This window comes from Amphritea sp. HPY, assembly GCF_050870985.1.
GTDB lineage: Bacteria > Pseudomonadota > Gammaproteobacteria > Pseudomonadales > Balneatricaceae > Amphritea.
In genome coordinates, this window is sequence record NZ_CP194015.1 from 123,694 (window position 1) to 136,546 (window position 12,853).

Annotated in this window: 17 protein-coding genes; 15 read left to right on the forward strand and 2 right to left on the reverse strand. The window is 50.7% G+C overall.

Annotation, left to right across the window (positions count from 1 at the left end; all coding sequences use genetic code 11):
* The first annotated feature begins 138 nt into the window (after positions 1–138).
* From ACQUQM_RS00530 to ACQUQM_RS00560, 7 genes are all read left to right on the forward strand, one after another.
* Positions 139–486, forward strand: a complete 348-nt coding sequence (locus ACQUQM_RS00530) for a RidA family protein (protein WP_432472520.1) — start codon at positions 139–141, stop codon at positions 484–486.
* A 249-nt stretch (positions 487–735) separates the two neighbouring features.
* Positions 736–1,770, forward strand: coding sequence for a dihydroorotase (gene pyrC, locus ACQUQM_RS00535; RefSeq protein ID WP_432472521.1), 1,035 nt, complete (start codon positions 736–738; stop codon positions 1,768–1,770).
* Between the two features lie 166 nt (positions 1,771–1,936).
* Positions 1,937–2,965, forward strand: a complete 1,029-nt coding sequence (gene ansA / locus ACQUQM_RS00540) for an asparaginase (protein ID WP_432472523.1) — start codon at positions 1,937–1,939, stop codon at positions 2,963–2,965.
* Positions 2,966–3,091: 126 nt separating this feature from the next.
* The gene (locus ACQUQM_RS00545) at positions 3,092–3,730 is read left to right on the forward strand and encodes a DUF2796 domain-containing protein (protein ID WP_432472524.1); all 639 of its coding nucleotides are present in this window, start codon (positions 3,092–3,094) and stop codon (positions 3,728–3,730) included.
* 183 nt (positions 3,731–3,913) lie between these two features.
* Entirely contained in the window at positions 3,914–4,651 is a 738-nt protein-coding gene (locus ACQUQM_RS00550) for an ABC transporter ATP-binding protein (RefSeq protein ID WP_432472525.1), read from the forward strand.
* Complete coding sequence (locus ACQUQM_RS00555) at positions 4,648–5,907, forward strand: ABC transporter permease (protein WP_432472526.1); 1,260 nt, start codon at positions 4,648–4,650, stop codon at positions 5,905–5,907. Before ACQUQM_RS00550 ends, ACQUQM_RS00555 begins: the two co-directional genes overlap by 4 nt.
* Before the next feature lie 4 nt (positions 5,908–5,911).
* Positions 5,912–6,469, forward strand: coding sequence for a DUF3299 domain-containing protein (locus tag ACQUQM_RS00560; RefSeq protein ID WP_432472527.1), 558 nt, complete (start codon positions 5,912–5,914; stop codon positions 6,467–6,469).
* Positions 6,470–6,521: 52 nt separating this feature from the next.
* Here the strand turns inward: ACQUQM_RS00560 and ACQUQM_RS00565 are convergent, their stop codons facing one another.
* Positions 6,522–6,761 (reverse strand): hypothetical protein, encoded by a 240-nt coding sequence (locus tag ACQUQM_RS00565; protein ID WP_432472528.1) that lies wholly within the window; start codon positions 6,759–6,761, stop codon positions 6,522–6,524.
* Between the two features lie 102 nt (positions 6,762–6,863).
* Positions 6,864–7,763, reverse strand: coding sequence for a LysR family transcriptional regulator (locus ACQUQM_RS00570; protein ID WP_432472529.1), 900 nt, complete (start codon positions 7,761–7,763; stop codon positions 6,864–6,866).
* A 184-nt stretch (positions 7,764–7,947) separates the two neighbouring features.
* On the opposite strand from ACQUQM_RS00570, the gene ACQUQM_RS00575 reads away from it, so the two are divergent.
* The 8 genes from ACQUQM_RS00575 (at position 7,948) to ACQUQM_RS00610 (ending at position 12,766) form a co-directional block, all read left to right on the forward strand.
* Positions 7,948–8,559, forward strand: a complete 612-nt coding sequence (locus ACQUQM_RS00575; RefSeq protein ID WP_432472530.1) for a glutathione S-transferase family protein — start codon at positions 7,948–7,950, stop codon at positions 8,557–8,559.
* A gap of 32 nt (positions 8,560–8,591) precedes the next feature.
* Positions 8,592–8,951, forward strand: a complete 360-nt coding sequence (locus tag ACQUQM_RS00580; RefSeq protein ID WP_432472531.1) for a nuclear transport factor 2 family protein — start codon at positions 8,592–8,594, stop codon at positions 8,949–8,951.
* Between the two features lie 55 nt (positions 8,952–9,006).
* Complete coding sequence (locus ACQUQM_RS00585; RefSeq protein ID WP_432472532.1) at positions 9,007–9,684, forward strand: DsbA family oxidoreductase; 678 nt, start codon at positions 9,007–9,009, stop codon at positions 9,682–9,684.
* Between the two features lie 56 nt (positions 9,685–9,740).
* Entirely contained in the window at positions 9,741–9,944 is a 204-nt protein-coding gene (locus ACQUQM_RS00590) for a 2-hydroxymuconate tautomerase family protein (protein ID WP_432472533.1), read from the forward strand.
* Between the two features lie 274 nt (positions 9,945–10,218).
* Positions 10,219–10,512 carry a DUF1330 domain-containing protein gene (locus ACQUQM_RS00595; protein ID WP_432472534.1) on the forward strand — a complete coding sequence of 98 codons (294 nt, stop codon included), beginning with the start codon at positions 10,219–10,221 and terminating at the stop codon, positions 10,510–10,512.
* Positions 10,513–10,633: 121 nt separating this feature from the next.
* On the forward strand, positions 10,634–11,848 hold the full coding sequence (locus tag ACQUQM_RS00600; RefSeq protein ID WP_432472535.1) for a winged helix-turn-helix domain-containing protein: 1,215 nt from the start codon (positions 10,634–10,636) through the stop codon (positions 11,846–11,848).
* 114 nt (positions 11,849–11,962) lie between these two features.
* Positions 11,963–12,271 carry a hypothetical protein gene (locus ACQUQM_RS00605; protein WP_432472536.1) on the forward strand — a complete coding sequence of 103 codons (309 nt, stop codon included), beginning with the start codon at positions 11,963–11,965 and terminating at the stop codon, positions 12,269–12,271.
* Between the two features lie 93 nt (positions 12,272–12,364).
* On the forward strand, positions 12,365–12,766 hold the full coding sequence (locus tag ACQUQM_RS00610; protein ID WP_432472538.1) for a DUF2784 domain-containing protein: 402 nt from the start codon (positions 12,365–12,367) through the stop codon (positions 12,764–12,766).
* Positions 12,767–12,853: the final 87 nt, after the last annotated feature.

Genomic DNA, 12,853 nt, shown 5'->3' on the forward strand with positions numbered 1-12,853 from the left:
ATTAGCGCCTCAGGACAAGGCAAAAAATAGCGAAAAAGCGGAGTCTACAACTGTAAATGAGCACTATGAGCTATTTTTTAACGCCGTCATGGGGTGATAAGACTGCTATGACACTGCTCTTTCAAAAAGGGAAACTAAATGACCATTGAACGTATCGGCTCTAACGACCGCATGAGCAAAATCGTAAAGCACAATAACACTATCTACCTGTGCGGCCAGACCGCCAGTGCCGATGAGTGGGACACAGCAGAGCAGACTCGCCGCTGCCTGCAGCAGGTTGAAGACCTGTTGGTTGAAGCCGGTTCATCCGCCGACAAAATCCTGTCTGTGACTATTTACGTACGGGATATGAAAGACTTCGCTGCTATGAATGAAGTGTGGGATGCCTGGGTTGCAGATAAGCCAAAACCGGCCCGTGCTTGTGTTGAAGCGCACATGGCCCGCCCGAATGTACTGGTTGAATTGACGGTTGTCGCTGCACAATAAAACAGTCGTTTAGCAGCCCGCTGATAGCTGGAAAAAGCGTACTCAGGAAGTGATTCCGGGTACGCTTTTTTGTGCCTTCTGTTAACCGTTTACAGAGATCATCTGTTTCTTTAATTCACTTATTAGCCTCAGTAGTAGATGAAGAAGGCTATTCGTTTCATTAAGTGGTAGTCGCTCTGCTTCCCGGTCTGGTTCTGCGAGGGTATAATGGCCGTAATATGCATTTATACCCGTAAGGACCTCCTCTCTATGACCACTTTGACTATCCAGACCCCCGATGACTGGCACCTGCACTTTCGCGATGGCGATATGCTGTCGGAAACAGTGCCTGCGACTGCTCGCTGTTTCCAGCGTGCTATCGCGATGCCGAACCTGGCACCGCCGGTGGTTAACGCTGAGATGGCAATGGCTTATAAAGAGCGAATCCTGGCTGCCCGTCTGGCGGGGAACAACTTCGAACCTCTGATGACCATCTACCTGACTAACGATACCTCAGCAGAGGATATTGTTACGGCGAAGGCGGCGGGTGTGGTTGCGGCTAAACTGTACCCAGCCGGTGCGACCACGAACTCCGCTGCGGCAGTGACCGATCTGGAAGCGATGTATCCGATCTTTGAGGTGATGGCCGAGCAGGGTATGTTGCTGCTGGTACACGGTGAAGTAACCGATAACCATATCGATATCTTTGATCGTGAAAAAGAGTTCATCGATCAGAAGATGACCCGGATCGTTAACAGTTTTCCGCAGCTGAAGATTGTCTTCGAACATATTACTACCGGCGATGCCGCGCACTTCGTAGAAGAAGCCTCTGATAATGTTGCAGCGACCATTACTCCCCAGCACCTGCTGCTGAACCGTAATGATCTGTTGGTTGGCGGTATCCGTCCGCATAACTTCTGCCTGCCGGTACTGAAGCGTAATACCCATCAGGAAGCGCTGCGTAAGATGGTGCAAACCGGTTCGCCTAAGTTCTTCCTTGGCACCGACTCCGCCCCCCACGCTAAAGAAGCGAAAGAGAACGCCTGTGGTTGTGCTGGTTGCTACAGCGCCTGGAGTGCTATCGAGCTTTACGCCCATGTCTTTGAAGAGCTGGGTGTACTGGATAAGCTGGAAGGTTTTGCCAGCCATTATGGTGCTGATTTCTACGGCCTGCCGCGTAACGAAGGCACTATCACCCTGGTACGTGAAGAATGGACCCTGCCGGAAGAAATTACCCTGCCGGATGGTCGTCCGATTGTACCGTTCTTTGCCGGCCATAAGGTTAGCTGGAAATTACAGGCATAAGTCGAAGATATAAGCGTTTCCATAATCCGGTAACGCTTATCTGATAATGCCAGCAAGAGGCCCGGTTTTTCCGGGCCTTTTTGGTTGTGCTGGCAGGGAAGAGCGGCTAACGTAAAGCGGTTAAGCGAATCAGTGCAGTGAACGATAACCGGGGCAAAACAGACCGATGAAACGAAAAATACTTATTCTCTACACCGGTGGCACCATCGGTATGCAAGCGTCTGATAACGGTTATATTCCAGTTCCCGGTTTTGAGGCGTTGCTGCGTCAACAGCTACGAACCGGCGCTACCCAGCAGCTGCCGGACTTTGAAGTGCAGGAGCTGGATCAACTGATCGACAGTTCTAACCTGCAACCGGCGCACTGGACCGAACTGGCTGAACGTCTGACCAGTCAATGGCAACAGTACGATGGTTTTATCCTGCTACACGGCACCGATACCATGGCCTATACCGCTTCGGCGCTGTCATTCATGCTGCGTGGTACCGATAAGCCGGTAATCATCACCGGCTCGCAGATCCCGCTGTCAGAACTGCGCAACGATGCCCTGGATAACCTGATTACCGCACTGATTCTGGCCGGTAACTATGATATTCCCGAAGTCTGTATCTACTTCAACGGCCGCCTGTTACGCGGTAACCGCAGCAGTAAACTGAAAAGCGCCGGCTTCGACGCCTTCGATTCCCCGAATTTCACCTGGCTGGCTCAGGTCGGCATCCATATCGACCTGCACAGCCATCTGCTGCTCGAATCGCATCCGCAACCAGGCTTTCTGGCTGCCGGTTATAAAGTGCCGCAATTTAATCCCAATGCCGTCGTTATTCTGCCGGTCTATCCGGGGCTGTCGGCCCGGATCGCGCAAGACATGCTCAGCCACGATGATGTGAGCGGGCTGATCCTGCTCAGCTACGGCGTGGGTAATCCACCGGATGCCAATGCCGAGTTGATGCAGACGCTGGAGCAAGCGGTGCAGAACAACGTCACAGTGGTTAATATCACCCAGTGCCTGCAGGGCAAGGTCAGCCAGGGCGCATACGCGACCGGCGCGGCCCTGAACCGTATCGGTGTTGTACCGGGCAGCGACCTTACTCTGGAAGCAGCCTTTACTAAGCTGCATTACCTTATTGCCACGCAGAAGCCGGAAAGCTTAAGCCGGCTGATGTCACAGTCTCTGTGCGGTGAACTGACAGAGTAATCACCTCTGAACAGAAACAGAATGCCTCTATGTATCTGAATACGTAGGGGCATTTTTTATTTAGGGCTGTAAAGATAATCTCTTTTTGTTATAACATAACAATTGTGGTTTTGATCGGAGTTAACAGTGAAACAGAAAGTGACCGCAGCCAGTACCGCAACCCTGGCCGTAACCGTTATTGTCTGGGCGATGTCTGCATCTGTGCATGCATTTGAACGCCAGCATGACAGCCATGAACATGGTGCTGCGACAATGCTGCTGGCCATTGAAGGCGATGAGATGCAGCTGCGAATTGAGAGCCCGGCCGCTAACTTGCTGGGGTTTGAGCATGCCCCTGAGACTGCAGAGCAACATCAGCAGCTGGCGCAAACAGTCGCCTTGTTGCGCAACAGTGAGTCGGTGATCGCTTTACCTGAGGCCGCTAATTGTCGTACAGAGATGACAGAGGTGCGTCACTCGCTGGAGGATGAGGAGCATGCCGGGAATGAAGGGAGTCATGTTCATTCTCATGATGATGAACATGAAGAGGCTCATGCCGAAGCTCATACTGAAGATCAGGCCACAGCCGAAGCCGAGAAGGGGAGCCACAGTGATTTCGCGATGGAATACCATTTTGAGTGTGCCAGAATTGAATCTTTGAACAGTATCAGGGTCGAACTGTTCCACCAGTTTCCACTGCTGAAAGATCTTGATGTGCAGTACATCACGCCAACGGGGCAGGGGGCAGTGGAGCTGACGCCTGAAAATGCTCAGCTAAGCTTTTGAGTAACGGCCTTAAGTAAAAGGGCCGATAAAAAAGCTGAGCAAAACAGCTGAGCAAAACAGCTGAGCAAAACAGCTGAGCAAAACAGCTGAGATATATCGCTGGGGGTAAGTGGCTTATGGCGGTAATACTTATCCAGCTCAGCAAAATGGACATCAGGGCGCACATATGAAAACAGGAAAGCTATGACCAAGCCGGTAATTGAACTGCAGCAGCTGTGTTTTGGCTGGAAGCAAAATCAGAACCTGCTACATATTGAAGAATTCTCCGTAGCAGCAGGCGAGCGGGTCTTCCTGCGCGGCCCTTCCGGCAGCGGTAAGACCACCCTGCTAAACTTGATCACCGGTATCCATACCCCCGTTTCCGGCAAGGTGACGCTGACCGGCACCGACATCACCGGCCGTAGCGGCGCCTGGCGTGACCGCTTCCGGGCCGATCATATCGGGCTGATTTTTCAGCAATTCAATCTGCTGCCTTATCTTTCAGTGCTGGATAACGTGTTGCTACCTTGTCGCTTTTCACGCTTGCGTCGGCAAAAGGCCGGTGAACGTTACGGCACGCCTGAAGCCGCAGCGCTGGCCCTGCTGTCTGAGCTGGGGATCGATGGCCTGCTGCAACAACCGGTAACGGACCTGAGTATCGGCCAGCAACAGCGGGTGGCTGCTGCCCGGGCTCTGATCGGTAGCCCCGAGATCCTGATTGCCGATGAGCCCACCTCCTCACTGGACAGTGATACCCGCAGCGCTTTTATCGAACTGCTGATCAGCGAGTGCGACCAGAATAATACCTCGCTGCTGTTTGTCAGCCATGATAATCAGCTGGCGTCGCATTTCTGCCGTATCGTTGGCCTGGCTGAGATTAATACAGCAGGGTTGTCGGTTGGGGGAAGTTCTGGGGAGAATGTTGGAGAGAGGCAAGCATGAAACTCATTTTCTCCCTGGCACTGCAAAGCCTGTTTAACCGTCGGGTCACAGCCCTGATGATCGTATTCTCCATTGCGGTCAGTGTGGCGTTACTGCTCGGCGTTGAGAAAGTACGCAACGGTGCAAAGCACAGCTTCAGCAGTACTATTGCCGGTACTGACCTGATCGTGGGGGCACGCTCCGGTTCGGTGCAGCTGTTGCTCTATTCAGTGTTCAGGATCGGCAACGCCACCAATAATATCAGCTGGCAGAGTTATCAGGAGATCGCAGCACACCCTAAAGTGGCCTGGTCGATACCGATCTCTCTGGGCGATTCGCACCGGGGTTACCGGGTGCTGGGCACAACCACCGATTACTTTAAGCACTATCGCTATGGCCGCAAACGCCCCCTGACATTCGCGCAGGGGGCGCCGTTTAACCTGCTGCATGATGTTGTATTAGGTGCGGAAGTGGCCCGCACCCTGGGTTATAAAACCGGTGACAAGATCGTGATCGCCCACGGTATGGGCAGTACCAGCTTTAGCAAGCATGAAGACCAGCCGTTTACCGTGACCGGGATTCTGGCGACAACCGGCACCCCGGTAGACCGCAGCCTGCACGTCAGCCTGCAGGCGATCGAAGCGATCCATATTGACTGGAAAGCCGGTGCCTATATTCCCGGCTCTGGCGGTAAAACGCCGCTGGACGAACGTGACCTGCAACCGCACCAGATTACCGCGTTCCTGCTAGGCCTGAAATCCAAACTGGCAACATTCCAGCTGCAACGCTCGATCAGTAACTACAGGGCCGAACCGTTGCAGGCGGTACTGCCGGGCGTAGCCTTACAAGAACTGTGGGGGATGTTGGGCATCGCCGAAAAAGCGCTGCTGATCATCTCCGGCTTTGTCGTCGTATCCGGTCTGTTTGGCATGCTGACGGTATTGCTGACCGGCTTAAACGAACGCCGCCGGGAGCTGGCTATCCTGCGGTCGGTGGGGGCGCGTCCGGTGCAGATACTGTCCCTGCTGGTGCTGGAAACCTCGCTGCTGACCCTGTGCGGTATTTTGCTCGGAATGGTTTTGTTGTATACCGGACTGGGTGCTACCCTGCCGCTGCTGGAACAGGAATATGGCCTGCAACTGACGCTCTCTTTTCCGGCAATCGCTGAACTAAAACTGTTGGGCATAGTCTTTATTGCAGGTACCCTTGCCGGGCTGATTCCCGGTTACCGGGCGTATCGCTACTCCCTTGCTGATGGTATGACTGTACGGATCTGATGTTATGAAATTTATGCGACAGCTGTTGCCCCATTTAATGACCAGCTTAATTCTGAGCGTCTCGATGATGCTATTACCGGTGCAAGCCGCGACCATCAATGGCCAGGAAGTTCAGGATACCGACTGGGACAGCCTGATGCCGGCCGACTTCACCCCGGACAGCCTGTTTGATAGCAGCGAGTTTGGTAACCTGGACGACTATGATCCGATGGCGGAAGCCAGACTCCAGGCGATGATGGCTGCCCTGAGTTCAGCGCCGGTGGTTGAGGCTATGGATGGCAAGATGGTCCGCATCCCCGGCTTTGTGGTGCCGCTGGTGGAAGAGGGGATGAAAGTCACAGAATTCTTCCTGGTGCCGTATTTCGGTGCCTGCATCCATGTGCCGCCACCACCCTCTAACCAGATGATCCACGTAACTTACGAACCGGGTACCAATGTGGAAAACCTCTACGATGCGATCTGGATCAGCGGCGAGCTGAAAGTGGCAACCGTCGCCCATGAACTGGGCACCTCCGGCTATAAGCTGGAGGCTTTTCAGATCGAGCCCTATGAAGAGGAATAAAAGGGCAGACCGGTGAGCAAGCTCACCTCGCTAGAACGGCGCTTCGCGCCTGCTAGTGGTTAGACGTCGCTTCGCGATTTGCTAGAAAAATCGTTTGAACGCCGTAGCTATAGGCGGGCCGGTCAAAACCCCGGATATTCCAGGTGGCAAGCAGAAGGGGTTCATCGATATTTTTTTGGGGGAGGGCGGCGGACACACCTGCCATCTGAAGTTGCGCCTTTAAGGCGATCAGGTTTTTAATGGTGCGCTTGCCCTGAGGACTATCTGAATCGATTTGCTGGCAGTGCGGCATATCCTGAATCCTTTCATGATTGGGCTGCTGTGAAAGCGATCGCCCTTCAGACAGGCACGCTAAAAGCGTGCATTCGTCACAACACGGCCTGCTATAAAAGCGTCAGACTGAGCCATCCTGGTTATTCACATTTTCCTTAAACCACTTCTCGAGAAAGGCGATGCAATGAACCAGCTTCGGTGGCGCAAACTGGCGTTCCGGGTAAAGTGCATATAAGGTCAGACTGGGCTTTTTAATCTCGGCCAGCACTTCTACAACCTCTCCGCTGGCAAGTGCTTCACGGCATACGAAATCGGGTAAAAAACCAATCCCCAGACCGCTTTTTATAACGTCCATCATGAAGATCGTGCTATTGACGGTCAGTGCGCCATTAATGGCGACACCTTCACCCAGGGGCCAGACGTTTTTGCCCCGAAAATAACTGTATGTAAAGCAGTTGTGCTCTTTAAGGTCGTCGGGACTGTGAATAGCCGGGTGAGATTCCAGGTATTCGCGCGACGCGCAGATATGGTAGCAGAACTCAGTCAGTGGACGGCCGATATAGTTGGAGTCAAAGGATGTGCTGGCGGCGCGAAAGCCTACGTCAAATCCTTGTTCAATCAGGTCAACGGGTTCGTCGCCGAGATGAATATCCAGTTCGATTTCAGGATAAGCCCGCATGAAATCCGCAAATAAGCGGGAGAGGTCGGTTATGCCAAGGGCCATCGGGGCATTGATTTTCAGCTTGCCCTTTGGGCTCTCTTGTAAATCCTGAACATAGGATTCGGCATCATCCATCTTCAGCAGGATTTCCCGGCAACGCTGCAGGTAGCCTTCGCCAACATGCGTGAGCTGCAGTTTCCGCGTAGAGCGGTGAAACAGGCGCGCCCCGATATCCTCTTCAAGTCGGGTTATCTCTTTACTTATCATCGATTTAGACGTGTTGTTCTGCTCGGCAACCCTGGTGAAACTGCCTAAGTCCGCCAGCCGGACGAATAACTCGATGGCTCTCAGTTTATTCATTTTGTTTCCATGGTGAGAACAATGCGTTCGCATTATATGTATATATGGAATTAGTTGGTATCGCTAATATCGCTAATGTCGGTTGTATCTCAGTATCTCAGGCTCAGACGGCAATGTAGTTGTCGTCGCTGCCGGAGTATTGAAAACCTGAAACAACGAAAAAGAAAAAGAAAAGGAAAAGATTATGTATACGCTGCATTACCTGCCCGATGCCTGCTCGTTAGCGACGCAGGTTATTTTACGCGAGTTAAATCAGCCGGTGAGACTGGTAGAAAGACAAGATATGGCAGACTTTTCTGTCCTCAATCCTGTCGGGGCAGTACCTGTACTAATTGATGGCGAGCGGGTATTGCGGGAGGGCGCTGCCATTATTCTTTATCTGTTAGATAAGCATGATAACGCGTTAATGCCTACTGAGCCTGAAGCAAAATCCCGGGCGATCGAAAATCTATTATTCGCCAATGCAACGATGCATCCGGCATACGGCCGCTTGTTTTTTAATGCCGATCACCTTGCCGATGGTCCTGAAAAGACTAAGGCATTTGCGGCTGCGGCAAATGCAATTAACCACCTTTGGGATGTTGTAGAGCAGAAGCTGGAGCAGCAGGATTTTCTTGGCGGTGACAAGGTTTCTGCCGCTGATATTTTGTTGGCCGTGTATGCCCGCTGGGGTGAATTTTTTCCCGTTGATATCCGCATTGGGGAAAAAACCACTCGCATGCTGAATTCGGTTATGCAGTTGGAAAGTTTCCGGCTGTCGCTTGAAGCAGAAAAAGCAGGCTCGGCGGCGGCATGATCTGCTTGTCGATTAAAGAGGGGGTTACGCAAATGGCTAAAACTGAAGCGCAATTGGTAGAGCAGATTATCACCGATTATTTTGATGGGCTCTATGCAGCGGACGTCGCAAAGCTACGCAATGCTTTTCATGCTGATGCGTTCTTAAAGGCACCGGGTCTGCGCCGTAGCCGGGATGAGTGGCTACAGGCGGTTGCGAATCGCCCAGTACCGAAACACGAGGGCGAGAGCTACCGATTCAACATTCTTTCAATGGATGTTATCGGCGAGCAGGCGATGGTAAAGCTGGAGTGTCCCTTGTTCGAAAAATTCTATATCGACTTTATCGGCCTGCTAAAAGAAAACGGGCAGTGGAAGATAGTCAACAAAATGTACTGTGATATTGCTCAGTAAAAAACTCTCAGTAAAAAACTGGGGGCTTTAAAAAGCACATAAAGAGGCTTTTAAAATGAAAAGACTAAAGATCGAAATGATACATGACGTAGTGTGTTCGTGGTGTCCTGTCGGTTACCAAAACCTGCGGCAGGCACTGACAAATATGCGCGGTGAGATTGAGGCTCAGTGGTATTTCCTGCCATTCGAGCTTAACCCTGATATGCCGGCAGAGGGGCAGGAAATTGAGCAGCACCTTATGGAAAGGTATGGCTGGTCTGCTGAGAAACAGAAGCTGTACCGTGCCAATCTGGTTAAAACGGCAGAGGACGCGGGACTCATCTATGACTTCAGTAAGCGTACCCATTATTACAATACTGCAGCGGCACACCGCTTATTGCACTGGGCTGAGAGTCTCGATAGGCAAGTAGTGGTCCATGAGGCATTAATAGCGCATTACTTTGCAGGCGGTATGGATGTTGGCAGTCAGGTGCAGCTGATTGCGTTGCTGGATAGCCTGGGGCTCGATGCAGAAAAGGCCAAAAAAGAGATGTCATCGATGCTTTTTACTCAGCAACTGCAGCGTAAGTATGACCGTGTAAAAAACCTTGCCCTGGGCAGTGTGCCGGCGTTTATTTTCAACGACGATCATTTGATTACAGGTTCGAATTCAGTTGAGTTTTTTCAACAGCAATTATTGCTGCTGGCGAAGCCGCCGCACAATTTTGAACTTGTTGCCCGGGCCACAGCGTGAATTCTCTATTCCAACCATTTCAACTATTTAAAGTGTAATAACTCAGGAGAAGAATAATGCCATACATTAATATTCAGGTTACCGATGAAGGTGTTACTGCGAATCAGAAGAAGCAACTTATTCAAGGTGCGACTCAATTGATGGTGGATGTGCTGAATAAAGATCCCGCGGCTACATTTGTTGTTATCGATGAGGTGAGCACAGATAACTGGGGAATTGGATACGACGTTGTTACTGATTTAAGAATGGCGCAAAAGTAGCAAACAACTGAAGGTGCGGCATTTAGGGTTGACCCCCTTAGCTCCTTAGCCCTTAATAAGGCAAGCCTGCGGGACAAAGTCGTCGCATTGCGTTTACCGGCGGGTGCTGGAGGCGATAAATTTGAAAAAGCCTTCTCTCCTCAATCACCTAAGTAGTTTTGGTCTAAATGGGGGGCAGAGTAGATTAAAAAATTAACTCTGACCCCCATTCATGCCCATTCATGCGCTCCAAACCAGCCGCATATGCGGGCGTTAGCTGTAAAAGAGGTATGAAATGAGTTGTTATATTATTTATCACTACAACATTCTTGATAAAGAAAGAATCGAACTGTTAGGGCCACTATCACTGCCAATAGTTGAAAAGTTTGGTGGCGAATTAGTCATTGCCAGCTCTGCAACATGTTTAGAGGGGGCCTCTCCGTATCTTCATATGGTTGTTTACAAATTTAAAAGCAAAGAGGTAGCAAAAAGCTTTTATGAATCAGAAGAAAGTCGAGAGTTATCTAAACTAAGAAATGAAATTACTGAAGGTTTTGCGGTTTTAATGCCACAATACGAGGCACCCTAAATAAAGCTTAGAGATTAGGTTAGTGATTAATCAGGAAATTACAGCTAACAAAGCCATCAATTTGACCGCTTTACGCTGCGCTTCAGTTGGCAAATTTTGACAGCGTTAGGCAAGTATGACCATGATTGAAATTAAACGTCCACAAGAGCTGGCGCGTCTACGCCGCCTTGCTCTGGCTGCACAAGGTTTGCTGCAGGCTCAGCCCTATGGGTGTGGTTTGGCGGGGGCACGTAAAGCGATTAACCACATAGGTTACGTACAGATCGACACCATATTGGTGGTGGAACGAGCACACCATCATGTTTTTCACTCCAGAGTGCCTAAGTTCAAGCCTGCCATGACAAATCAAATGTTACTCGATGGCGACGTTTTTGAGTATTGGGCACACGCGGCAGCTTTTCTGCCCATCGCTGATTTTCGATTTTCCTTACCCTACAAACTCGCCATTAAAAGCGGCCAGACCCATTGGTATAAAAACCGTGATAAGAAGCTCATGGGTGAACTGTTGGCCCGCATACGTATCGATGGCCCGATACGATCCCGGGATATTGAAACTAACACCACAAAACGTGCAGGCTGGTGGGACTGGAAACCAGCCAAAAAGGCACTCGAACAGATGTATATGGAAGGCGACCTGATGGTCAGCAACCGCGAAGGTTTCCAAAAAACATATGATCTGACCGAGCGGGTACTGCCATCTCACGTAAATTTACAAATGCCCAGCATTGAAGAATTTGCGGCGCACATTGTAGACCAACAGTTGCGCTGCCATGGGGTTGTTTCACTTAAAGGGCTGACCTACCAGCGCCGAAATACTGAACTACGCAAAGCTGTAAAAACCCTGGTAAACGAAAGGTTGGCGCAGCGCGTTTTAGAACAGGTAAAAGTGAGCAGTGGCGAAATATTTATAATGGAAACGAGTGCGCTCGAGCGCACCCAACCCCGGTTGAGCAGCCGCATGTTGATTCTTTCGCCATTCGATAACAGTGTCATTCAGCGCGAACGGCTCAAAGCACTGTTTCAGTATGACTATCAGTTAGAATGTTATGTACCCGCAGCCAAACGTCAGTATGGCTACTTTTGCTTACCGCTACTTTACCGCGGTGAATTTATTGGGCGGATGGATTGTAAAGCCCATCGAAAAACCAGCCATTTAGAGATTAAATCGCTACACTTTGAACAACACAATTTTGATGAATGTTTAGTCATTACTGCATTTGTAGAGGCCATCATACAGTTCTGTCATTTTCAGCAATGTGACTCAGTCTCTTTGACTAAAGCCAACCCAAAACATTTAACCCAACCTTTGCGCAGTGCGCTAAAACCTCCAGGGTGACACTAAGGTAAAGGCAGTATTCAAAGTGAGCGGCCTAGCAAGCCGCTGCTGTCGGACAAATTTTCAGCAGCGCTCCAAGCCAGCCGCTGATACGGGCATTAACAGGCAATACAAATGAGCAAAGCAGAACAATACGTTGAGTGTTGTGAGCATGGCAAGCAGCAAGCAACCTATGTTTGCCAGCACATCGTAGAGAGCCTTCGGGACGGTAAGCCGAGAGGTTTCTGGTCATCTGAAGAAAGCCCGGATAATCCAAGACCCGATTCATGGTGTTCTGCATGTGAAGACGTCGTGAACCGTGCTGGTGAATGGAACGATGAATCAGAGGCATTTGCGGGTGTAAAATTGTTATGTGGTGTGTGTTACGACCGGGCAAAAAGCATGAACAAGTCCGGTCATAAAAAGTGGTGGAAGCTTTGGTAGCAAGCCTTTTCACAAGTCAGTCAACCGCGCGCCTGCGGGCCTGACGCAGCAAAGCTGCGCCGGTTCTTGAGGCGTTAGATATCGGTTTAGAATATGAACCTCTTATATCAAACCCTGGCCGATGCAGTTTTGCTTCTGCACACGTCATTTGTTGTCTTTGTGGTTGCTGCATTAGCCTTGATTATAGTGGGCGGGTATCGGCAGTGGCGGTGGGTTCGTAACGGGTGGTTCAGGATTGTTCACCTTGGCGGCATCGCGATTGTCGTTGCTCAATCCTGGGCGGGGTTATTATGTCCGCTCACCACCCTTGAAATGTGGCTTCGGGGTCAGGCCGGTGGCGTGCAGTATGAAGGGAGCTTTATTCAATACTGGCTGGAACGTGTTCTTTACTATGAGGCGCCTGGATGGGTTTTTGTGGTGGCCTACACGGTTTTCGGCCTGCTTGTTATCCTTACATGGTTGCGCTTTCCGCCGAAAAAAATATCGGGTTCTTAGTGTTAGGATATCTGTCTAAACGCTGCACTATCGGCCAATGAATTGGCTCTGACCTCCACGTGCTGCGCTCGTCACCGGCCGGTGAAC

Excerpts from the sequence above, each read along its gene's own strand:
- ACQUQM_RS00530 (WP_432472520.1), top strand. The coding sequence starts at position 139 with ATGACCATTGAACGTATCGGCTCTAACGACCGCATGAGCAAAATCGTA.
- pyrC (WP_432472521.1), top strand. The coding sequence starts at position 736 with ATGACCACTTTGACTATCCAGACCCCCGATGACTGGCACCTGCACTTT.
- ansA (WP_432472523.1), top strand. The coding sequence starts at position 1,937 with ATGAAACGAAAAATACTTATTCTCTACACCGGTGGCACCATCGGTATG.
- ACQUQM_RS00550 (WP_432472525.1), top strand. The coding sequence starts at position 3,914 with ATGACCAAGCCGGTAATTGAACTGCAGCAGCTGTGTTTTGGCTGGAAG.
- ACQUQM_RS00555 (WP_432472526.1), top strand. The coding sequence starts at position 4,648 with ATGAAACTCATTTTCTCCCTGGCACTGCAAAGCCTGTTTAACCGTCGG.
- ACQUQM_RS00560 (WP_432472527.1), top strand. The coding sequence starts at position 5,912 with ATGAAATTTATGCGACAGCTGTTGCCCCATTTAATGACCAGCTTAATT.
- ACQUQM_RS00565 (WP_432472528.1), bottom strand. The coding sequence starts at position 6,761 with ATGCCGCACTGCCAGCAAATCGATTCAGATAGTCCTCAGGGCAAGCGC.
- ACQUQM_RS00570 (WP_432472529.1), bottom strand. The coding sequence starts at position 7,763 with ATGAATAAACTGAGAGCCATCGAGTTATTCGTCCGGCTGGCGGACTTA.
- ACQUQM_RS00575 (WP_432472530.1), top strand. The coding sequence starts at position 7,948 with ATGTATACGCTGCATTACCTGCCCGATGCCTGCTCGTTAGCGACGCAG.
- ACQUQM_RS00580 (WP_432472531.1), top strand. The coding sequence starts at position 8,592 with ATGGCTAAAACTGAAGCGCAATTGGTAGAGCAGATTATCACCGATTAT.
- ACQUQM_RS00585 (WP_432472532.1), top strand. The coding sequence starts at position 9,007 with ATGAAAAGACTAAAGATCGAAATGATACATGACGTAGTGTGTTCGTGG.
- ACQUQM_RS00590 (WP_432472533.1), top strand. The coding sequence starts at position 9,741 with ATGCCATACATTAATATTCAGGTTACCGATGAAGGTGTTACTGCGAAT.
- ACQUQM_RS00595 (WP_432472534.1), top strand. The coding sequence starts at position 10,219 with ATGAGTTGTTATATTATTTATCACTACAACATTCTTGATAAAGAAAGA.
- ACQUQM_RS00600 (WP_432472535.1), top strand. The coding sequence starts at position 10,634 with ATGATTGAAATTAAACGTCCACAAGAGCTGGCGCGTCTACGCCGCCTT.
- ACQUQM_RS00605 (WP_432472536.1), top strand. The coding sequence starts at position 11,963 with ATGAGCAAAGCAGAACAATACGTTGAGTGTTGTGAGCATGGCAAGCAG.
- ACQUQM_RS00610 (WP_432472538.1), top strand. The coding sequence starts at position 12,365 with ATGAACCTCTTATATCAAACCCTGGCCGATGCAGTTTTGCTTCTGCAC.